We start from the raw sequence: 19,753 nt of genomic DNA, 5'->3' as shown, positions 1-19,753 counted from the left end.
GCGCGCGGCGCGAGCGCGCGCCGTTCGTCCCCTTGACGCCCCCTGTCCGCCTGCCTACCTTCATGGCGCTCGGATCGGATCCGCTGGATCCGCAGGAGCCCCCTCGCCCCTCGCGGGAACGGCCGGATCGCAGCTCATACCTGCCCGTTGACGCCTCCCGGAGGGGTACCGACCGATGCGCGTACGACGATGGGGCGCCACCCTGACACTGCTGCTCACCGCGACGGCGCTGCCGGCCACGACCACCGGCACGGCGACGGCCGCACCGGCCGGCCCGGTGCAACACCCGCACCGGCCGTCGCCCTTGGCCGAACTCTTCGACAACACGGCGGTCAGTGACCACTCCGGACCCGGCACGGCCGACTTCGACGGCACCGGCCACTCGCTGTGCGCACAGGACCTGACGGCGGCCGGCTGGACGCCCGGGAGCGTCCTCACCATCGACGGAGCGCGGCTCGGATGGCCGGATACCGCGCCCGGGGCACCGGACAATGTGGTCGCGGACGGACAAGCAGTGGCGGTGCGCGGCCGGGGCGACGCGATGACATTTCTGGTCGCCGCGACCGGCGGCACGGCCTCCGGTTACGGCACCGTGCGCTACCGGGACGGATCGCGCGGCTCGTACGAACTCACCGCGCCCGACTGGCGGTCGGGGCCGCTGAGCGCCAAGGCGGTGGCACTGCCGCACATCAACGGCGCGGGCGGACAGCTGACGGAGACGGCACGGCTGTACGTGGTGACGGTACCGCTGCGGGCCGGCCGGAAAGTGGCTGCGGTGGTGCTGCCCAAGGCGTCCGGTACCGCGGGCGCGCTGCATGTGTTCGCGGTGGCGGTGCGGGACACCGGGCGCGGCCGGACCGGGAGTTGGGCGGCGAGCACCGGCGGCTACCGGGCGGTCGGGCCCTGGACGGACCGTACGCTGCGGCTGGTCGTGCACAGCGGCGCGGGCGGGCCGCGGGCGCGGATACGGATCGCCAACACCTTCGCGGCGGCGCCGGTGGAGATAGGGGCGGCCAGCGTCGCGGTGCGCGGCACGGGGGCGGCGGCGGACGGCGAGCCGGTCCCGCTGACCTTCGGGCGAGGTCGGACCGGCACCCATATACCGGCCGGCGCCGAGGCCTTCAGCGATCCGGCGCCCTTCACCGTCCCCGCCGGCACCGATCTGCTGGTGAGCATCCATCTGCCGGGGACCGTGACGGCGGCGCCGGTGCACCAGGAGGCGACCCAGCTGTCGTATCTGAGCGCGACGGGCAGCGGCGACCTTACGGGGGACGCCGGGGGCGGGGCCTACCCGGAGACGATGGCCATCTGGCCGTTCCTGACGGGTGTTGATGTCGACGGCGGCCCCGGCTCGATCGTGGCGCTGGGCGATTCGATCACCGACGGGGCGAAGTCGACACCCGGCGCCAACCACCGCTGGCCCGATGTACTGGCCCGCCGCTTCCAGGCGCAGAGCGCGCTGCCCCGCTATGGCGTGCTCAACCACGGCATCTCGGCGAACCACGTCGTCGCCGACCGCTATCAGGGCGACGGTGTCAGCACGGACACCGGCGGGGTCAGCGCCCAGCACCGGCTGGAGCGCGATGTGCTGGCGCAGCCGTCGGCGCGGACGGTGGTGGTCTTCGAGGGCATCAACGACGTGCGCTGGGGCGCCTCGGCCGAGGAGGTCATCGCCGGTCTGCGGGCCATCGCCCGGCGGGCGCACGAGCGGGGGCTGCGGGTCGTGGTGGCGACCGTCGGGCCCTGTGCGGGCTACCCCGACTGCACCCCGGCCGTCGACGCCCGCCGCCAGGCCGTCAACGCCTTCGTACGCGGCAACGACGGCGCCTTCGACGCCACCCTGGACTTCGACGCCGTCCTCCGCGACCCACAGCAACCTCAGCGGATGCTCCCCGCCTACGACAGCGGCGACCATCTCCACCCCGGCGACACCGGCCTGAACGCGCTCGGCGAGTCGGTGAACCTCGGCGCACTGGTGCCGGGGCAGGGGTGAGGCTCGGCGGAGCTGGGGTGAAGGGCTCCGAGGCGAAGGGGTCCGGGCCGTGGTGGCCTCTACGTCGAGGCCCCTACACGTCGAGGTCCACCACGACCGGTGCATGGTCCGAGGCGCCCTTGCCCTTGCGCTCCTCGCGGTCCACGTAGGCGTCCGAGACGGCCTTGGCGAACGGTTCGTTGCCGTAGACCAGATCGATACGCATTCCGCGGTTCTTGGGGAAGGCGAGCTGACGGTAGTCCCAGTAGGTGTACGGACGGTCGTACTTGAGGGGGCGCGGAACGATGTCCGTCAGGCCCGCCTCGCGCAGGGCGGTCAGGGCGGCGCGCTCGGCGGGCGTGACATGGGTCGCGCCCACGAAGACGGCCGGGTCCCAGACGTCCTCGTCCGTCGGTGCGACGTTGTAGTCACCGAGGACCGCGAACGGGCGGCCGCCCGCCGCGTCCTCGGCGACCGCCGTCTTCAGCGCCTCGAACCAGCCCAGCTTGTAGGTGTAGTGCGCATGCTCGACCTCGCGGCCATTGGGGACGTACACCGACCAGACGCGGGCCGGGCCGCAGGTCGCCGAGACGGCGCGCGGCTCCTGCACCCCTTCGTAGTCCGGGCCGCCGGGAAGGCCCATGACGACGTCCTCCAGCCCCACCTTGGACAGCAGAGCCACGCCGTTCCAGCGTCCGTTGGCGTTGACCGCGGCTTCATAGCCGAGCTCGCGCAGCTCGTCGAGCGGGAACTGCTCGGCCGTGCACTTGGTCTCCTGGATGCACAGCACGTCCGTGCCGGTGCGCTCCAGCCAGGCCAGCAGCCTCGGGAGGCGGGCGGTGATCGAATTGACGTTCCAGGTCGCGATGCGCATGTCTGTAAACCTACAGCGAGGCACTGACAGTCAGGGTCTCAGCCGACGGTGGTGCTGGTGCCCGGGGTGAGACGGCCGTGGTCGGTGCCGCCCAACTTGTCGATCATGGAGTCGTAGACCGGACGGGCGTGATCCTGGAGCAGGCTGTCGTGGATGTCGATGGCCCGCCGGGGCGCGACCGCCCGGACATAGTCGATGACCTCGGCCACCTTGTTCCAGGGGGCGTGCACGGGCAGCAGCAGGGTGTCGACCGTACGGCCCTCCGGGACCGTGAGCGCGTCCCCCGGATGGAACACCGCCCCGCCGTCGAGCAGATAGCCGACGTTGGTGATGCGCGGGATGTCGGGGTGGATGACGGCGTGCATCTGGCCGTGCACCTCCACGTCGAAGCCCGCCGCGGTGAAGGTGTCGCCCTCGCCGACCGTGTGCACCCGGCCGGGGAACGCGGCCGAGAGCTGCTCGGCGACGCTGGCCAGGGTCCAGATCTCGGCGCCCGGATTGGCCTCCATGCCCGCCCGCAGCCGGTCCTCGTTGAAGTGGTCCATGTGCTCGTGGGTGACCAGGATCGCGTCCGCACCGACGGCCGCGTCCTCCTCGCTGAAGACACCGGGGTCGATGACGAGCGTCTGCCCGTCCTTCTCCAGCCGGACACAGGCGTGGGTCTTCTTCGTGAGTTCCATACGTGCCATCTTGCCCCTGCTCTCCCCGCCGCTTCCTACCCGCACCCGCACCGGTAGGCCCTCCCCGCCCCCGTAGGGGTGGGCACCCGCGTCACTGCACCCGCCCACCCCGAAGGGCCGCCCCGCCCGTCCGGCGCGCCTCAGCCCTCCGGTGTCGTTTCCTCCCGTATCACCCGCTGGGCGACCGCGAAGGCGGAGTTGGCCGCCGGGACGCCGCAGTAGACGGCGGTGTGCAGCAGGACTTCCTTGATCTCCGTGGGGGTGAGGCCGTTGCGGAGGGCCGCGCGGGTGTGCAGGGCCAGCTCGTCGTGGTGGCCGCGGGCGACCAGTGCGGTGAGCGTGATGATGCTGCGGGTGCGGCGGTCCAGGCCCGGGCGGGTCCAGGTCTCGCCCCAGGCGTAGCGGGTGATGAAGTCGTGGAAGTCGCCGGTGAAGTCGTCGGCGGCGGCCTGGACCCGGTCTACGTGGGCGTCGCCGAGGACCTCGCGGCGGATCTTGATGCCCGCTTCGTACGTGCCGCCGCGGTCCTGCTCGGGCTGGGCGAGGCCGGACTCTATGGCGGCGGGCGGCGCCTGCGGGGGCGGCGGGGGCGCGATCTGCGGCTTGGGCGCGGCGGCGCCGATCGCGGCCTGGCCGCCGGGGCCCGGCTTGTCGTGCCAGGCGGTGGTGAAGTGCCGGATGAGGAGTTCGGTGACGGCCGCGGGCTGCTCGACGGGCGCGAGGTGGGAGGTGCCGGGCACCAGCGCCAGGCTCGCGTCGGGTACGCCGGCGACCAGGCTGCGGGCGTCGGTGGTCGGGGTGACCTGGTCCTCGGAGCCGACGACGACGAGCGTGGGTACGCCGACCCGGCCGAGGGAGGACCGTACGTCGTAGGAGGCCAGCGCCTCGCAGGCGGCGATGTAGCAGCCGGGGTCGGTGGTCCGCACCATCTGGACGGCCCACTCGACGATGGCGGGCTGGGCACCGGAGAAGCCCTGGGTGAACCAGTGCTCGGGGGCGGTGCGGGCGATCGGGTCGAGCCCGTTGGTGCGGATGACCACGCCGCGCTGGCGCCAGGCGTCGGCGGTGCCGTAGCGCGGCGACGAGGACACCAGGGCCAGGGACGTGACCCGGTGCGGGCGGGTGAGCGCCAGCTGGGTGCCGATGGCCCCGCCGATGTCGCAGCCTGCGTAGCCGAAGCGCTCCACGCCCAGGGCGTCGAGGGTGGCGACGAGCCGGTCGGCCAGCTCGGCGATGGAGGTCGCCGCGTGGGCGGGCGAGCCGCCGTGTCCCGGCAGGTCGAAACGGATGACACGCCAGTGGCGGGTCAGCTCGGGGATCTGCCTGTCCCACATGTGCCAGGTGGTCCCCAGCGCGGCGCCCAGTACGAGTACGGGGGCGTCGTCGGGGCCGTCGATCCGGTGCTGCAGGGTCTTCTCGCTCACCCGGCCACGCTACCGACTCCGTGACGCGGTCCTGACACCCGGGTCAGGAAGCGCCGGCACGAGTACGGCCGGGGCGTGGCCGTCGGCCGCGACCGAAGCGGGATACGCGCAGGTCAGAGCCTCACGGTCGAGACGGTGTAGACGACCGGGTGACTCGGCTGGCCGTAGCTCACCACGATCCGCTGAGTACGGATGCGGCGCCTTGCCCGTGATCAGGACCGGGGCGTCTTCTGGCCCATCAAAGCGGTGCTGCAGAGTGTGCGTCGGTATCTCACTCACGCCCCGCACGCTCTCACATCTCACAACTGCCCCTATGACGGGTGTCATGACTGTGTGGGCCTGACCAGGTGGAACACCTCGCGGGCGGCATAGCGGTTGAGGCATCGGACAATCTCGCGTCGGGTTTTGCCCTCCTTAGTGCGGCGTTCGTAGTAGTCCCGGGTGCGCGGGTCGAAGCGCAGGCGGGTCTGCACGATCCGGTGGAGGGCGGCGTTGGCCTGCCGGTCGCCGCCGCGGTTGAGGCGACGGTACTGTCGACTGCCCGAGGAGCGTTCTACGGGGCTGACCCCGCACAGCGCGGCGAAGGACGCCTCGCTGTGCAGACGTTCCGGGTTGCCCCCCACCGTGATCAGCAGAGTGACGGCCGTGTCCGGGCCGATGCCCACCACAGTGAGCAACTGCGGCGCGTGGCGTTCCACGAGCTGGGCCAGGCGGCGTTCCAGGTCCTGGATCTGGTCGGTGAGCTGCCCGATTCGGTGGGCCAGCAGGCACAGGGTGTTGCGGGTGGCCTGCAGCACCGCCTCTTCGTCGCCCTCCTCGGTCCAGCAGCATCCTCGCCCGGCGATAGCGCACCGAGCTGGTGCCCCGGCCCACGATCTGCTGCAGCCTCTGCCCTTCCTGATCGGTGAGTCTGCGCACCCGCACAGGCTCGGCCACCACATCCCTCAGGAGGCGAAACGGATGTCACCGCCCATCCAACCGCCAACCCGGCGAACCATGTGGTCACAGCACTATCCGGGCGGGAGCAATCGTCGATACCTGTGGATCAGCAGGGTCGGGAGAGTTCCTACGCATGGCCTCCCGCTCCTCAAGGCTGTGCTGTCAGAGTGGCCGTTTGGCAGCCGAGGTGTGCCGTCGTTGCCGTCATCACCGTCGCTGTGGCACCCTCCGAGCGCAGCTCGCGAGCGCGGAGTCGGGTTGTTCTGCCGCCCTTCCTGCGCCGTGGTCTGCTGGATCACCGTGCCGATGCTGGAGCCGCCCTCACGGCCGGAGCCCCGCCTCTGGAATCCACACGTGTCGCCAAACCCCTCGACTGGTCGGCCAGCTCGTCCAGTTGGGCCACGGTGTGTTCCTCCCGTCGCAGCAGACCAGGTGACGTGGGGTTTTCGGAGCCAGTGAGATCAGCCCGGGAGGGGGATGAACAGCAGGATGCCGTGGGCGGTGGCGGCGGTGTAGCAGGCAGTGCCGGGGAAGGTGGCGGTGTAGAAGGGGGTGGCGATGGCGAAGACGGGGACGATGGCGTTGTGGATGGTGGCGGTGCCGTTGGCGTCGGTGACGGCGGTGCCGAGGTTGACCGGGCCGAAGAGCGTGGTGGCGGTGAAGGTCACCGGCTGACCGGCCACCAGCATCCCCGAGGTGGTCGTCAGAGTGGCGCTGAGGGTGGGGATGTAGAACTCGGGCAGCGGGGTCAGCCGGAGCCGGATCGTGCCTGGCTGCGCGGTCAGCGTTGTGGGGGTGGGGTTCACGGTGACGGGGGTGCTGGTGGTGGAGCCGGTGAAGCAGCTGTCACCGCTGTAGGCGGCGGTGAGGGTGCCGGTGGTCAGGGCCGTGGTGGTGAAGCAGGCCTGCCCCGATGCGTTGACGGGGACCATCTGGGTCTGGCTGTTGGGGAGGGTGAAGGTGACCGTGCCGGTCGGCACTGAGGTGGTGGCTGGTGCCGGGGTGATGGTGGCGCACACGGTCACGCTCTGCCCGCAGGTGGAGGGGTTCGGCGTCACCGACAGCGTCGTCGTTGTGGAGTTGGGGCTCACGGTGACGGGGGTGGGGTTGCCGTTCACGGTCGCGGTGAACGTACCGGCGGTGTAGGTGTGGGTGGTCTGCCCGCTCCCGGTGGCGTCCAGGGGGACGGTGACCGTGGGGCTGCTGTCCCCGAAGTTCACCACCGCTGTCCCGTTCGGAGTCCCCCCGGAAATGTTGAACGTCACCGGTTGCCCGCACACCGGCGACGCCGGCGAGGTCGTCACCGTCAACGGCGAAATCTCCGTCACGTTGGCCGAATTGGCGTTGGTGACGTAGACATTGCTGTTCGGCGCCGCCGCCACCGAGAACGGGAACGCGCCGACGGGGACGGTTGCCAGGACGGTGTTCGTGGTGCTGCTGATCACCGTCACGTTGTTGGAATTGCTGTTGCCGACGTAGACGTTGCCGGTCGGCGCCACCGCCACCCCGAACGGGCCCAGGCCTGTGGGGACGGTGGCCAGGACCGTGTTCGTGGCGCTGTCGATCACCGTCACGTTGTTCGAAACGGTGTTGGTGACGTAGACGTTGCCGTTGGGTGCCACCGCCACCACTCCCGGGACCGTGCCGGCGGGGACGGTTGCCAGGACCGTGTTCGTGGCGCTTCCGATCACCGTCACGTTGTTCGAGGTCTGGTTGGCGATGTAGACGTTGCCGTTCGGCGCCACCGCCGCCGCGCCCGGGAACCCACCGGTGGGGAGGGTGGTCAGGACGGTGTTTGTGGCGCTGCTGATCACCGTCACGGTGTTCGCGTTCCGGTTGGCGACGTAGACGTTGCCGTTCGCCGCCACCGCCACCGCGTCCGGGACCGCGCCGACGGGGACGGTGGCCAGGACCGTGTTCGTGGCGCTGCTGATCACCGTCACGTTGTTCGAAGTGCTGTTGCCGACGTAGACGTTGCCGTTCGGTGCCACCGCCACCGCGAACGGGCCCCCGCCGACGGGGACGGTGGCCAGGACCGTGTTCGTGGCACTGCTGATCACCGTCACGTTGTTCGAGCTCTGGTTGGTGACGTAGACGTTGCCGTTCGGCGCCACCGCAATCATGGCCGGGCCTGAGCCGGCGGGGAGGGTGGCCAGGACCGTGTTCGTGGCACTGTCGATCACCGTCACGTTGTTCGAATTGGCGTTGCCGACGTAGACGTTGCCGTTCGGCGCCACGGCAACCGCCAGCGGGCTAGTGCCCGCCGGGATCGTCACCGTGGAGAACGCCGCACTGAACGGCGCGGCCACAAGCCCCCGTACAGCGGCCACCCCAGATCCACCGGCCGGTACAACCGGCCGAACCCCGGCCACCGCCGGAGCTCCCCACCAACCCGTAGTCAGATCCATGACAAACCTCTCTCAGCTGAGAGGGCCGCCCGAGAACTCCCATCCGGGGCCCGCGTCGCACGGCGCCGGCATACGCGCGCCGGACCACCGCTTGCACACCGGGACAGAGAGAGACCCGCCGACACGTACCACGCATCCGCGCACCACAGGGGTTGCCTCTCTCCCCGGAGAGATGGGCAACCCACCGGAAAACGGTCACCACCATTAACCCGAAATGGCCAATAAAACACCACCGTATTGACCCGACTATCACCCGGACAGACCAACACACAGCCCCACCCGGGCACGTCGTTGGAGAGGACGAACTGGCGCGCAATGTGGCCCGGAACGTGGAGCTGAGCAGGGGGACGAGGCGAGAGATGGAGCCGCCGACCGTGAAGGAGGACGAACCTGACAGGCGGCCGACTCGACGGCCACGTCACGGTCGAAGCCTTCTCGCCGCAGCACGCCGCCACCTAGCCGGGTCGCTCGACCGGTCTGCCGTTGACGCACACCGCTCCGGCGCGGACGAGGACGACGAGGTGGGGCGCGCCGACCGCCCGCCCACCACCGCTGTTGGGCGGGCTCGACGAGCTTGAAGGCCATGGCCAGGGCGGCGGTGTCACGGGTCCGCAGCCGGGCGGTGGTGAAGGTCGACTCGATCGGATTCGTGGTCCGCAAGGTGATCCAGTGCTCGGCCGGGAAGTCGAAGACCGCCACCCAGCGGGAAGGTGCGCCTCCTTCCGGCAGGAGTGATCCACAGGCGTCGACCTTCGCTCCGCTGGTACCAAGCGCCGCGTCCCGGGGGCCGACAAGTCCCTGACCGCGGCTCCCGCCGAGGCGGGAGCCATGGAGCGGGCCGCCGGCGCCCGGCTCCGCCCACTCCGCGTAACCGGCCAAGCGTCCCGCCGATCGAATGCCCACGCGACATCCGGCCCGTCGGCCTGGAACGCTCGGCACAGATGACGGCTGTCTTGCCGGGTGCTGGGATCCAAATGAGGTCGGCCGGTGTCGGGAAAAGTCGGCCCACCGGGCCCGTCCCCGAACGCAGGAACCCCCGCTGACAAGCCGACGGGGGTTCCTCACCTCTCACGCGGTATCACACACGTCTCACCAACAGCATTGACGCTCCTCGACCACAAGGCCCTGACCTGCGCCTACGCCCCTGACCTGGACCACCTGGACCACGCAAGACGCGATCTACAACCTGTGCCAGGTGGTCCCCAGCGCGGCGCCCAGTACGAGTACGGGGGCGTCGTCGGGGCCGTCGATCCGGTGCTGCAGGGTCTTCTCGCTCACCCGGCCACGCTACCGACTCCGTGACGCGGTCCTGACACCCGGGTCAGGAAGAGCCGGCACGAGGACCGCCGGGGCGTGGCCGTCGGCCGCGCCCGAAGCGATGCCGGGGGCCCGTGGGTACCGGCCTGACCAGGTTGAAGACCTCCCGGGCGGCACAGCGTTCGAGGCAGCGAATGATCTCGCTTCGGGTCCTGCCCTCTCGCCTTCACCGTTCCAAGGCCATGCGGGTCACGCGGTCCCGACGGGACGCGCGGGTCGCATCCGGAACCGCGACAGTCGGGAGAGTCCGGTGAGCCCGTCACCGGCACGGCCGTCCGGGCCGCGCGCGGGTCGTCGAGGAGCCCGGCTCTGCTCGGCCTCGGCACCATCGCCCAGCAGGGTGCACCGTCCGGGCGCAGGCGGCCGACTCCGACTGACCAGAGCGCCATGTCCCGTTATACGTAGATATCCTGCGAAGTGTGATCAAACCTGGTTGGCTGCGCCTCCGTCGTCGCCACGGCCGGGGGCCACTTACTCTGCTGTCTCCGGTGATCCTGACCGTTGTCATCGCCGCCCTGGCGTACGTCACTCCCCCAGAACTGGCCTTCAGCCGGCTCCTGCCCGCAGCGCCGGCCCTCGCCGCCGCCATGTGGCCAGTGCTCCCCACCGTCCTGCTGGGGACGGTCTGCCTTCTTCTCATGATCGGCCTCGGCATCGTGTTCCCCGACCTGGGCACGTGGTGGACGGCGGCGGGGGTCGTCGCTGTCACCGTGGCGGCCGCGTACGGAAGTCATGTCCGGCTCCGGCGGGAGCAGACCCTGTTCCAGGTCCGGCTCGTCGCCGACACGGCGCAGCAGGTGGTCCTGAGCCCGATGCCGCGCCGCTTCGGGGGCATCGAGATCGAGGCGCTGTATCTCGCGGCCGCGGCGGAGGCCAGTATCGGCGGCGACTTCTACGAGGTGGTCGACACCGAGTACGGGGTCCGACTGCTCATCGGCGATGTGCGGGGCAAGGGTCTGCCGGCGGTGGGCACGGCCGCGGCGATGGTCAACTCCTTCCGGGAGGCAGCCTACGACGAGGCCGACCTGGTCAATATCGCCCGTCGCCTGGAGGCCAGCAGTACCCGTTACAACGCCGCCTTTCCCCCCGAGGGCATGATGGAGCGCTTCGCCACCGCTCTTCTCGTCGAGATCCCACACGGGGGCGGCAGTATCGGAATCCTCAACTGCGGACATCCCCCGCCGCTGCTCCTGAACCAGGGGGAAGTCCGCGCCCTGGAGCCCACCGCCCCCTCGCCGCTTCTCAACCTCGCGGAGCTGATCGGTGATCACTACAACATCGACACCTTCGACTTCGCCCCTGGCGACCTGCTGCTCCTCTACACCGACGGCGTCGCCGAGGCTCGCGACCGCGACGGCGAGTTCTTCCCGCTGGCGGCCTGGTTGCACCGGCAGACCCCGGGGCGGCCCGGCGAACTGCTCAACGCTCTTCACCATGACCTCCTCCACCACAGCAGAGGACGCCTCGACGACGACATCGCCGCCCTCGCCGTGCGCTTGTGCGCCTCTCCGGAGCCGCTTGACGGTCAGAGGAATCAGCCCGCTTAGCCTGGATCCACCGGTCATCATTCAGAGGGACCGCACAGCGATACCGTGACGGCCGTTACGACCTGTGCCAGGTGGTCCCCAGCGCGGCGCCCAGTACGAGTACGGGGGCGTCGTCGGGGCCGTCGATCCGGTGCTGCAGGGTCTTCTCGCTCACCCGGCCGCACTACCGACTCCGTGACGCGGTCCTGACACCCGGGTCAGGAAGAGGCCGGACGGAGTCGGCCGGACGGTGCCGGACACCAGGTCGAAGCCGCGCACGGCACCGGCTCAGAATTTGACGGTCGACACGGTGTAGACCACCGGGTGACCCGGCTCGTCGAAGCTGACCATGATCTGCTGAGCGGGGTGCGGCGCCTGGCTCGGGACCTTCGCACCCGCCCATGGCCAGTCGACGGTGAAGTCCCAGCCGACCTTCGCCGCCTGTTCGGGCGCGATGGTGATCCGGTCCTTCTTGAGGGCAGCGGTGCTGGTGCCGACGGCCTTGAGGTAGTGCTCAAGGCCCCAGTCGTTGGTCCTGAACTGGACGAACAGCGAGCTGGTCTGCCAGGAGTTGGTCTCGTAGTAGTAGACCGGGGTGGAGCCGATCGGAACCGGAACGTTGTAGATCCGCTGCTGGACCTTGGAGGGGAAGGCGTTGGTCAGGCCGGTGGCGGCGGCCTCCTGCTCCTTGCCCTCGCCGCTGTCGCGGCTCTGCTCGGCGGAGATGACGATATAGCCGGCCGGGATCGCGATCAGCAGGAAGACGATCAGCGCCATCAGCACGGGGCGGCGGCGCTTGACGCGGGGTGGCGGGGTGGGGTGGTGGTCGTCGTGCATCGTGGGGGTTTCGGTTTCGGTCATCGGCGGCCGGTCCGTTCATAGCGCTCGTAGCGCTCGACGCGGCGGCGGTTGGCACGGCGGAAGCGGCGGGCCACCAGGCGGGCGAGGTCGGCGGCGCCGACCATACCGGCCTCGGGGCCGAGCTGGGCCTTGGCGATGGTGGCCTCGGGTCGGTAGCCGCGGCCGGTGAGATGGCGCCGGAAGGCGTCCCTGGCCGGGCCGATCAGCAGGTCGTCGGCGGCGCTGACGCCCCCGCCGATCACGAAGCAGGACGGGTCGAGGGCGGCGGCGAGGTTGGCGATGCCGACGCCGAGCCACTGGCCGATGTCCTGGAGGAGTTCGACGCACATCGCGTCGCCCTCCCGGGCAAGCTCGGTGATCAGCGGTCCGGTGATGTCGCCGATCCGGCCGCCCACCCGCTCGATGATGTTGTACGCGACCGGGGAGTCGGCCGCGGCCAGTTCACGGGCCTCGCGTACGAGGGCGTTGCCGGAGCTGTACTGCTCCCAGCAGCCGCGGTTGCCGCACGGGCAGCGGTGGCCGCCGGGGACGACCTGCATATGGCCGAATTCGCCCGCCACTCCGTATTTGCCGCGCTTGACCGCGCCGTCCTCCAGGATCGCGCCGCCGATACCGGTACCGAGTGTGATCATGACGAGATGGTCCTCGCCGCGTCCGGCGCCGAACCGCCACTCCGCCCAGGCGGCGGTGTTGGCGTCGTTGTCGACCATGACGGGGACGGCCAGGCGGCCCGCGAGGCGGTCGCGCAGCGGTTCGTTGCGCCAGTTCAGATGGGGGGCGAAGAGGACCTTGGAGCGGTCCGCGTCGACCCAGCCGGCCGCGCCGATGCCCACCGCGTGGACGTCGTGCCGGTCGGAGAGGTCGAGCACCAGCTCGGTGATGGTGTCCTCGACGACCTTGGGGCTCTTGGACTTGTCCGGTGTCTCGGTGCGGACCTTCTCCAAGATGGTGCCGTCGGCGTCGACCACGCCCGCCATGACCTTGGTGCCGCCGATGTCGATGCCGACGGTGGGCACGCGGGGGGCGGTCAGATGCGAGCGCCGCTCGCGGGTGCCGACCGTGCGCAGCACGGTGGCTCTGGCGGATCCTCGGTGCACCTGGTCGCGGTACATGCTCATCGACCCACCTCTTCGCCGTTACTCCCCCACTGCCTGAGGGGTGTGGGTGGTACCCCCATGCGGCGGCTGCTTGCTCGCAAGAGTCGTCTCGTCCCTGCGGGGTCTCGGGAGGCCGGGGCCTCGATGTGCTGGTCCGCTGCGATTGTGCATCACCCGCGCCGTCCGGCGCACCGCGGCGTGGGATGTCGCGCCCCGCGCGGCCCGGGAGCCGGCGCGGGGCGCGGGGTGGATCATTCGGGCCGGTGACCTCCGGGGAATTCCGGGGTCGCGGTGCGGGCCAGCTCATGGCTGAGCTGTTCCAGCTCGCTGCCGCCCGCCATCTGGCGGGTCAGCTCCTCCAGGGCGATCTCGGACTTGGCGTGGCTGCCGGCCATCGTGCCGCGCTTGAGGAGGATGAAGCGGTCGCCGACGAGATAGGCGTGGTGCGGATTGTGGGTGATCAATACCACGCCGAGCCCGGCGTCCCGCGCGGCCGCGACGTACTTGAGGACGACGCCGGACTGCTTGACGCCGAGCGCCGCCGTCGGCTCGTCCAGGACGAGGACCTTGGCGCCGAAGTAGACGGCGCGGGCGATAGCCACGCACTGCCGTTCGCCGCCCGAGAGGGTGCCGATGGGCTGGTCGACATCGCGCAGGTCGATGCCCATCCGCAGCAGCTCGCTGCGGGTGGTCTCGCGCATCGTCCGGACGTCGAGCCGCTTGAAGGGGCCGACGCCGGTGGTGGGCTCGGAGCCGAGGAAGAAGTTCCGCCACACCGGCATGAGGGGGACGACGGCGAGGTCCTGGTAGACGGTGGCGATTCCGCGGTCCAGGGCTTCGCGCGGTGAGGAGAGCGCGGTCTCCTCACCCTCGATGGTGAAGGTGCCGGCGTCGTGCTGGTGCAGGCCCGCGATGATCTTGATGAGGGTGGATTTACCGGCGCCGTTGTCGCCGAGCACACAGGAGATCTCTCCCGCGTGCACCTCCAGGGACACGCCCTCCAGTGCCCGGACGTTGCCGTAGTACTTGCTGACGTCGGTCAGCTCGACCAGCGCTGTCATGCCTTTGCCTCCGCCCGCTTACGGACCCATGCGTTCAGGAGTGTGGCGAGCAGCAGCATCGCGCCGAGGAAGAACTTGTACCAGTCCGGATTCCACTGCGCGTAGACGATGCCCTTGCTGGCCATGCCGAAGATGAAGGCGCCGACGGCGGCGCCGATCGCCGAGCCGAAGCCGCCGGTCATCAGGCAGCCGCCGACCGCCGCGGCGATGATGTAGAGGAATTCGTTGCCCACGCCGTCGCCGGACTGGATGGCGTCGTACGAGAACAGCAGATGCTGGCCGGAGACCCAGGCGGCGAAGGCGACGCCCATGTAGAGGCCGATCTTGGTCTTGGTGACCGGGACACCGACCGCCCGCGCGGCATCGGCGTTGCCGCCCACCGCGAAGATCCAGTTGCCGACGCGGGTGCGCAGCAGGATCCAGGTGGCGAGGGCGACCAGCACGATCCACCACAGGATGGTGATCTGGATGTCGACGCTGCCGAGGGTCAGATGCGAGGCGAAGAGCGTACGGGCCGAGTCGAAGCCCTCCATGTCGGCGATGGACTTCGTCGAGACGGTGCCGCTGATCAGCTTGGTGAAGCCGAGGTTGAGGCCGGTCAGCATGAAGAAGGTGCCGAGGGTGATGATGAAGCTGGGCAGTTTGGTACGGGTCAGCAGTACCCCGTTGAACGCCCCGATGGCGAGGGTGACCAGCAGGGACACCCCGACGCCCACCCAGGTGTTGGCGGTCATCTGGTAGCTGAACATCGAGGAGATCAACGCCGAGCTGACGACCATGACACCGGCCGACAGATCGAATTCACCGCCGATCATCAGCAGCGCCACCGGGACGGCCATGATGCCGATGGTCGATGACGCATAGAGCACGGTGGAGAGGCTGGAGGCCTGCAGAAACGGCTCGGCGATGATCGAGAAGAAGATGAAGACCGCGGCGGCGCCGACGACCGAGCCCAGTTCGGGGCGGCTCATCAGCCTGCGGGTCAGGGAGCGGTGCAGCAGCCGCTCATCGCCCCCGCTCTTGGCGGGCTGCACGAGAGGTGCGTCGGTGTGGCTCATCGGGTGCCCCGCTTCGTGTAGTCCTGCAGCGCGGCGGCGTCCTTCTTGGTGATCACCTGGGGTCCGGTGAGCACCGGCTTGCCGCCGCCGAGCACGTCGGAGTTGTACTTGTAGAGCCACAGCAGGTCGACCGCCTCGTAGCCCTGGAGGTAGGGCTGCTGGTCGACCGCGAAGCCGAGGGTGCCGTTCTCGAGGCCGGTCGCGACCTGGGCGTTGAGGTCGAAGGTGTCGATCTCGGCCTTGCTGCCGGACTGCTCCCTGGCCTTGACGGCGGTGGCGGCGAACGGGGCGCCGAGCGTGACGACGGCGTCGATGCCCCGGTCCGCCTGGAGCTTGGACTCGATGGAGGACTGCACATCGGGCATGTTGGTGCCCTCGACGTAGAGCTTCTGCAGATCGCCCTTGAAGGTCTTCTCGGCACCGTCGCAGCGCTGCTCATGACCGACGTTGCCCTGCTCGTGCAGGACGCACAGGGCCTTTTTCCTGCCGCGCTTGTTGAGCTCCTCGCCCACGGCCTCGCCTGCCACCGTCTCGTCCTGGCCGATGTGGCTGAGTGCCCCGAAGGCCTTGGACTCCTCGGCGCCGGAGTTCACCGTGATCACCGGTATGCCGGCCTTCTCGGCCTTGGCGACGACGTCCTTCATCGCGTTGGGCTTGGCGAGCGAGACGATCAGCCCGTCGACCTTCTGGTCGATGTAGGACTGCACCAGCTGGCTCTGCCGCTGGGCCTCCTTGTCGTGCCCGTAGACGAATTTGATGTTGTCCTTGGCGGCGGCCTGCTGGGCGCCGTTCTGCACGATGTCCCAGAAGGTGTCGCCGTCGCCCGAGTGGGTGACCATGGCGAACGTCCACCGGGGGGTGTTCACCGCGGCCTTGCCGCCGGCGGCCTTGGCGGCACGCTCGTCCTCGGCGCGCTTTCCTCCGGTGCTGCTGCACCCCGCCAGGGAGGCGCCGAGTACCGCTGCCAGCACGGCGCTGACGACGCGTCCCCTCCTCCGAACCGTTGCCACGAGGACTCGCCCTTCCCGCTGATGTTGCCGTCTCGGCTGCGTTGGTTGTATTCGCTGTGTGGTGTGCCCGGTCCGTGGGTGTGCGGTGTCGTACACCGGCAGCCGGCCGGGCCCAACCGAACAAGTATCCGTTACCGGTGATCTGTCCCGGTTCATGGGGTCCCGTCTTCCCTGTGGTCTCACCGGGTACCTCGCCCGGTGTACTCGGTCAGCTTTGGTACGTCCTGCTGGGTGACCAGCGCGGGCCCGGTCAGCACCGGCTTGCCGCCGCCGAGCACATCGGCGTTGGCCTTGTGGAGCCAGAGCAGATCCACCGCCTCGTAGCCCTGGAGGTAGGGCTGCTGGTCGACGGCGAAGGTGACGTCCTTGGCCTTGAGGAGCCCCACGACGGCGGAGTTCAGGTCGAAGGTCGCGATCTGCGCCGAGCTGCCTGCCTCCTCCTTGGCCTTGACGGAGATCGCCGCCATCGGCGCACCGAGCGTGACGATCGCGTCGATGGACTTGTCGGACTGGAGCTTGGCCTCGACCGAGGACTGCGAGGACGGCGCGTTGGTGCCGTCGACGTTGAGGTTCTCGACCGTCCCGTGGAAGGCCTTGCGCACACCGGCGCAGCGGTCCTCCAGCGACACATTGCCCTGCTCGTGGATGACGCAGAGGGCTTTCTTCGCGTGCCGGGCGTTCAGCTCGTCGCCGACCGCGCGGCCGGCCACCGACTCGTCCTGGCCGATGTGCGTCAGTGCCCCGTACGCCTGGGAGAACTCGCCACCGGAGTTGATCGTGATGACGGGAATGCCCTGTGCCACGGCTTTGCGGACGGCCGCCTTGACGGCCTGCGGCTTGGCGAGGGTGACGATCAGCCCGTCCACCTTCTGATCGATGTACGACTGGATCAGCTCGGCCTGCTGGGCGCCCTCTTTGTCATGTGCGTAGAGGAACTTCACATTGTCCTTGGCGGCGGCCTGCTCGGCGCCGTTCTGCACGATGTCCCAGAAGGTGTCACCGTCACCGGAGTGGCTGACCATCCCGATGGTCATGCGCGGGGTGGCGGCACCTTTGCCCGATCCGCCGGACTTGCCCTCGGCGTCCTGGCCGCCGGCGGCGCTGCATCCGCCGGCCAGTGCGACCAGTGCGGCACTCGCCAGTAAAGCGGCGGCAGTGCGCAGAGTGACGCTGCGGGCAGTGAAGGGGCTAGCCGTACGCACGCCGTTCATCGTGGGACCGCCTTTGTCTCCCGGCCGCCGGAATGCGGCTGGAGGATTTTGTAACGGCGCGCGCCGAGCCACGTCAATGGTTTGTCAGAACATTCTGACGAATGGACGTCTCGGGGTACGCCACACCGGGGCATTAACGGCAATACGGGCACGTCTGGCCGCCCTCAAGCGCGGTACGGCCCCTCGGGTGGGCCCCTCCGGCCGCACTCAGGGCCGGACGAGCAGCTGGAATTCGAAGGCGTAACGGGACGCCCGGTAGACGTGCGAGCCGAACTCGACCGCGCGCCCGGTGTCGTCGAACGTGGTGCGCTGCATCGTGAGCAGCGGGGCACCCTCGGGCTCGTCGAGCCGCTCACCCTCCTCCGCGGTCGCCGCACGGGCGCCGACGGCCTGCCGGGCGCTGTGCAGGGTGATCCCGGCCGACCGCATCAGGCGGTACAGACCGGTCTCCTCCAGCTCAGCGGTCTCCAGCTTGAGCAGCCCGGCGGGGAGGTGGTTACGCAGATGCGCAACGGGCTCACCGTGCGTCAGTCGCAGTCGTTCGACCAGCGCGACCTCCGCGCCCTCGGCGATCCCCAGCGCCGCGGCGACCTCGGGATCGGCCTCCGTGGTGGTGTTGAGCAGCACCCGGGTGGCCGGCTTCTGCCCGGCCGCCTCCAGGTCGTCGTAGAGGCTGCTCAGCTCCAACGGGCGCTTGACCTGGCTGTGCACGACCTGGGTGCCGATGCCACGGCGGCGCACCAGCAGACCCTTGTCGACCAGCGACTGGATCGCCTGCCGCACCGTGGGCCGGGACAGGCCCAGCCGCCCGGCCAGCTCGATCTCATTGCCGAGCAGACTGCCGGGAGCCAGCTTGCCGGTCTCGATCGCGGCCTCCAGCTGCTGGGAGAGCTGGAAATACAACGGGACCGGACTGCTCCGGTCCACGCTGAACTGGACGGGGCTCTCTGCGCCCAGGGCTTGTTCTGTATCGCGTTTCCCCACGCTCGCGAGCGTATCCGTCCGCGCAGATGACGGGAAGTCCGGAGGTCACATTGTCCGGACAAGGGCGGTTGAGAGGTGGCTTCCCGGGGGAGCGGCTCCTCGGGCCGTACAGCCGGGCCGGGGCCACCAGGGGAGCGGGCGGCCGCCGCGGAAGAAGCCGCCCGTAGGGCCGCCATCGGGCCGGGTCGCCGCGTACACGACACCGGCCGCACCCTCCGCGACCGGGCGGCCGCCCGGCCGCCCGGGGCACCCGATCCGCATCCCTACAGCGACGCCGATGCCCCGATTCCCTGCATGTCCAAGGCCTTTTCTGATAACCAGGCCATGGACGCCCATCCGCGCGATCCGCGCCACTTCGTCGCCACGACCGAGGAGTTGAACTCCACCCGGGCCGCCGAGCGGCCGGCGCCATGACCCCGACCCGAGGAGCCACTCATGTCCGTACGCCGCGTCGTCCCCGACATCCACTCCGACGCCCTGGAGGAGAACCGCACGTTCTACGGCCTGCTGGGGTTCGAGGAAGTCATGAACCACGGCTGGGTCATGACGCTCTCCTCCCCCGCCAACCCCACCGCGCAGCTCACCTTCATGACCCACGACAAGACCGCCCCGGTCGCCCCCGACATGAGCATCGAGGTCGACGATGTCGACGCGGCCTACGCCGCCGTGCTGGCCTCGGGCGCACAGATCGTCCGGCCGCTCCAGGAAGAGGAGTGGGGCGTCCGCCGGTTCTTCGTCAAGGACCCGAACGGCAAGGTCGTCAATGTCCTCGGGCACGCGACGCCGGGGCGTGACGTCACGGCCGCCGACTCACTCTGACGGCCCGCCGCCGGCCGGCGACGGCCCGTTGAGCGGCATCACCGTCCCCTGCGCGACCGCGCACACGCTCTCCGCACCCTGCGCGTCGATGACCGTCAGATCGCAGCGGCATACGGCCTGCCGGCGGCCGGCCTGGACGACCTCGGCGCGGGCCCGCAGCGTACGGCCGAGCGCCGGGCGCAGATAGTGGATGGAGAAGCCACCGGTGACGACGGCGGGGCCGAGCGCCGTGGCCGCGGCAAAGGTGAGGGTGTTGTCGGCGGCGTACGACAGCACTCCACCGTGCACAAACCCGTGCTGCTGCAGGAGTTCCTCGCGGATATCGATCTCCAGCGTCGCCCCGCCGCCCCCGAAATCGGTGATCCGCGCCTGCACCAGCCTGCTGAACGGCTGTGCGTCCAGGGCCTTTTGCGCCGCGGCGAGATCGAGCACCGCCCCCTGCTCGGAACCAGCCATCACACAGCCCGCCTCTCGCCCGCACTCCGAATTCCCTGTCCAGATATTAGAGCTGT

General features: G+C 69.9%; 16 protein-coding genes and 4 pseudogenes. 3 read left to right on the top strand and 17 right to left on the bottom strand.

From position 1 onward, the window contains the following. Window positions 1-175 precede the first annotated feature (175 nt). The gene (locus tag KI385_RS35455) at window positions 176-1,993 is read left to right on the top strand and encodes an SGNH/GDSL hydrolase family protein (protein ID WP_238576137.1); all 1,818 of its coding nucleotides are present in this window, start codon (window positions 176-178) and stop codon (window positions 1,991-1,993) included. 73 nt (window positions 1,994-2,066) lie between these two features. Here the strand turns inward: KI385_RS35455 and KI385_RS35450 are convergent, their stop codons facing one another. The 8 genes and pseudogenes from KI385_RS35450 to KI385_RS35420 form a co-directional block, all read right to left on the bottom strand. Further along, window positions 2,067-2,846: an exodeoxyribonuclease III gene (locus tag KI385_RS35450; RefSeq protein WP_238576136.1), complete on the bottom strand. Its 780-nt coding sequence runs from the start codon at window positions 2,844-2,846 to the stop codon at window positions 2,067-2,069. A gap of 38 nt (window positions 2,847-2,884) precedes the next feature. Beyond that, window positions 2,885-3,526: an MBL fold metallo-hydrolase gene (locus KI385_RS35445; protein ID WP_238576135.1), complete on the bottom strand. Its 642-nt coding sequence runs from the start codon at window positions 3,524-3,526 to the stop codon at window positions 2,885-2,887. Between the two features lie 140 nt (window positions 3,527-3,666). Then, the gene (gene pcaDC, locus KI385_RS35440) at window positions 3,667-4,950 is read right to left on the bottom strand and encodes a bifunctional 3-oxoadipate enol-lactonase/4-carboxymuconolactone decarboxylase PcaDC (RefSeq protein WP_238576134.1); all 1,284 of its coding nucleotides are present in this window, start codon (window positions 4,948-4,950) and stop codon (window positions 3,667-3,669) included. Between the two features lie 323 nt (window positions 4,951-5,273). Further along, on the bottom strand, window positions 5,274-5,747 hold the full coding sequence (locus KI385_RS35435) for a transposase (protein WP_238576133.1): 474 nt from the start codon (window positions 5,745-5,747) through the stop codon (window positions 5,274-5,276). Between the two features lie 4 nt (window positions 5,748-5,751). Then, window positions 5,752-5,886, bottom strand: a pseudogene (locus tag KI385_RS44285) (IS630 family transposase); the annotation flags it as partial. A 464-nt stretch (window positions 5,887-6,350) separates the two neighbouring features. Then, on the bottom strand, window positions 6,351-8,219 hold the full coding sequence (locus KI385_RS35430; protein ID WP_238576132.1) for a virginiamycin B lyase family protein: 1,869 nt from the start codon (window positions 8,217-8,219) through the stop codon (window positions 6,351-6,353). A gap of 533 nt (window positions 8,220-8,752) precedes the next feature. Beyond that, a pseudogene (locus tag KI385_RS35425) lies at window positions 8,753-8,996 on the bottom strand (IS256 family transposase); the annotation flags it as partial. A gap of 489 nt (window positions 8,997-9,485) precedes the next feature. Further along, window positions 9,486-9,575 (bottom strand): annotated as a pseudogene (locus KI385_RS35420) (3-oxoadipate enol-lactone hydrolase); the annotation flags it as partial. A 527-nt stretch (window positions 9,576-10,102) separates the two neighbouring features. On the opposite strand from KI385_RS35420, the gene KI385_RS35415 reads away from it, so the two are divergent. Then, window positions 10,103-11,161 carry a PP2C family protein-serine/threonine phosphatase gene (locus KI385_RS35415; RefSeq protein ID WP_238576131.1) on the top strand — a complete coding sequence of 353 codons (1,059 nt, stop codon included), beginning with the start codon at window positions 10,103-10,105 and terminating at the stop codon, window positions 11,159-11,161. Between the two features lie 64 nt (window positions 11,162-11,225). On the opposite strand, the pseudogene KI385_RS35410 reads toward KI385_RS35415, so the two are convergent. From KI385_RS35410 to KI385_RS35375, 8 genes and pseudogenes are all read right to left on the bottom strand, one after another. Next, window positions 11,226-11,315 (bottom strand): annotated as a pseudogene (locus tag KI385_RS35410) (3-oxoadipate enol-lactone hydrolase); the annotation flags it as partial. Between the two features lie 113 nt (window positions 11,316-11,428). Then, entirely contained in the window at window positions 11,429-12,001 is a 573-nt protein-coding gene (locus KI385_RS35405; RefSeq protein WP_238576130.1) for a hypothetical protein, read from the bottom strand. Continuing rightward, a complete protein-coding gene (locus KI385_RS35400; protein ID WP_238576129.1) occupies window positions 11,998-13,119 on the bottom strand; it encodes an ROK family glucokinase in 1,122 nt (373 codons plus the stop codon). Before KI385_RS35400 ends, KI385_RS35405 begins: the two co-directional genes overlap by 4 nt. A gap of 230 nt (window positions 13,120-13,349) precedes the next feature. Next, window positions 13,350-14,159 (bottom strand): ATP-binding cassette domain-containing protein, encoded by an 810-nt coding sequence (locus KI385_RS35395; RefSeq protein ID WP_238576128.1) that lies wholly within the window; start codon window positions 14,157-14,159, stop codon window positions 13,350-13,352. Then, entirely contained in the window at window positions 14,156-15,217 is a 1,062-nt protein-coding gene (locus KI385_RS35390) for an ABC transporter permease (RefSeq protein WP_238576127.1), read from the bottom strand. The genes KI385_RS35395 and KI385_RS35390 overlap by 4 nt, the downstream gene beginning before the upstream one ends. Continuing rightward, complete coding sequence (locus KI385_RS35385; protein WP_470600517.1) at window positions 15,214-16,227, bottom strand: sugar ABC transporter substrate-binding protein; 1,014 nt, start codon at window positions 16,225-16,227, stop codon at window positions 15,214-15,216. Before KI385_RS35385 ends, KI385_RS35390 begins: the two co-directional genes overlap by 4 nt. Before the next feature lie 179 nt (window positions 16,228-16,406). Continuing rightward, window positions 16,407-17,438, bottom strand: a complete 1,032-nt coding sequence (locus KI385_RS35380) for a sugar ABC transporter substrate-binding protein (RefSeq protein ID WP_238576126.1) — start codon at window positions 17,436-17,438, stop codon at window positions 16,407-16,409. Between the two features lie 207 nt (window positions 17,439-17,645). Next, the gene (locus KI385_RS35375; protein ID WP_281066993.1) at window positions 17,646-18,365 is read right to left on the bottom strand and encodes a GntR family transcriptional regulator; all 720 of its coding nucleotides are present in this window, start codon (window positions 18,363-18,365) and stop codon (window positions 17,646-17,648) included. Between the two features lie 492 nt (window positions 18,366-18,857). Here KI385_RS35375 and KI385_RS35365 point away from each other — a divergent pair, with 492 nt between their 5' ends. Continuing rightward, entirely contained in the window at window positions 18,858-19,241 is a 384-nt protein-coding gene (locus KI385_RS35365; RefSeq protein WP_238576125.1) for a VOC family protein, read from the top strand. Here KI385_RS35365 and KI385_RS35360 read toward each other — a convergent pair. Beyond that, on the bottom strand, window positions 19,233-19,697 hold the full coding sequence (locus KI385_RS35360) for a PaaI family thioesterase (RefSeq protein ID WP_238576124.1): 465 nt from the start codon (window positions 19,695-19,697) through the stop codon (window positions 19,233-19,235). The genes KI385_RS35365 and KI385_RS35360 overlap by 9 nt on opposite strands. Window positions 19,698-19,753: the final 56 nt, after the last annotated feature.

The organism is Streptomyces inhibens, from assembly GCF_022221585.1.
In the GTDB taxonomy this organism is placed as follows: Bacteria; Actinomycetota; Actinomycetes; order Streptomycetales; family Streptomycetaceae; genus Streptomyces; species Streptomyces inhibens.
This window is presented reverse-complemented; position numbering and strand designations above follow the sequence as displayed.

Excerpts from the sequence above, each read along its gene's own strand:
- KI385_RS35455 (WP_238576137.1), top strand. The coding sequence starts at position 176 with ATGCGCGTACGACGATGGGGCGCCACCCTGACACTGCTGCTCACCGCG.
- KI385_RS35400 (WP_238576129.1), bottom strand. The coding sequence starts at position 13,119 with ATGAGCATGTACCGCGACCAGGTGCACCGAGGATCCGCCAGAGCCACC.
- KI385_RS35395 (WP_238576128.1), bottom strand. The coding sequence starts at position 14,159 with ATGACAGCGCTGGTCGAGCTGACCGACGTCAGCAAGTACTACGGCAAC.
- KI385_RS35450 (WP_238576136.1), bottom strand. The coding sequence starts at position 2,846 with ATGCGCATCGCGACCTGGAACGTCAATTCGATCACCGCCCGCCTCCCG.
- KI385_RS35365 (WP_238576125.1), top strand. The coding sequence starts at position 18,858 with ATGTCCGTACGCCGCGTCGTCCCCGACATCCACTCCGACGCCCTGGAG.
- KI385_RS35405 (WP_238576130.1), bottom strand. The coding sequence starts at position 12,001 with ATGACCGAAACCGAAACCCCCACGATGCACGACGACCACCACCCCACC.
- KI385_RS35390 (WP_238576127.1), bottom strand. The coding sequence starts at position 15,217 with ATGAGCCACACCGACGCACCTCTCGTGCAGCCCGCCAAGAGCGGGGGC.
- KI385_RS35380 (WP_238576126.1), bottom strand. The coding sequence starts at position 17,438 with ATGAACGGCGTGCGTACGGCTAGCCCCTTCACTGCCCGCAGCGTCACT.
- KI385_RS35445 (WP_238576135.1), bottom strand. The coding sequence starts at position 3,526 with ATGGAACTCACGAAGAAGACCCACGCCTGTGTCCGGCTGGAGAAGGAC.
- KI385_RS35360 (WP_238576124.1), bottom strand. The coding sequence starts at position 19,697 with ATGGCTGGTTCCGAGCAGGGGGCGGTGCTCGATCTCGCCGCGGCGCAA.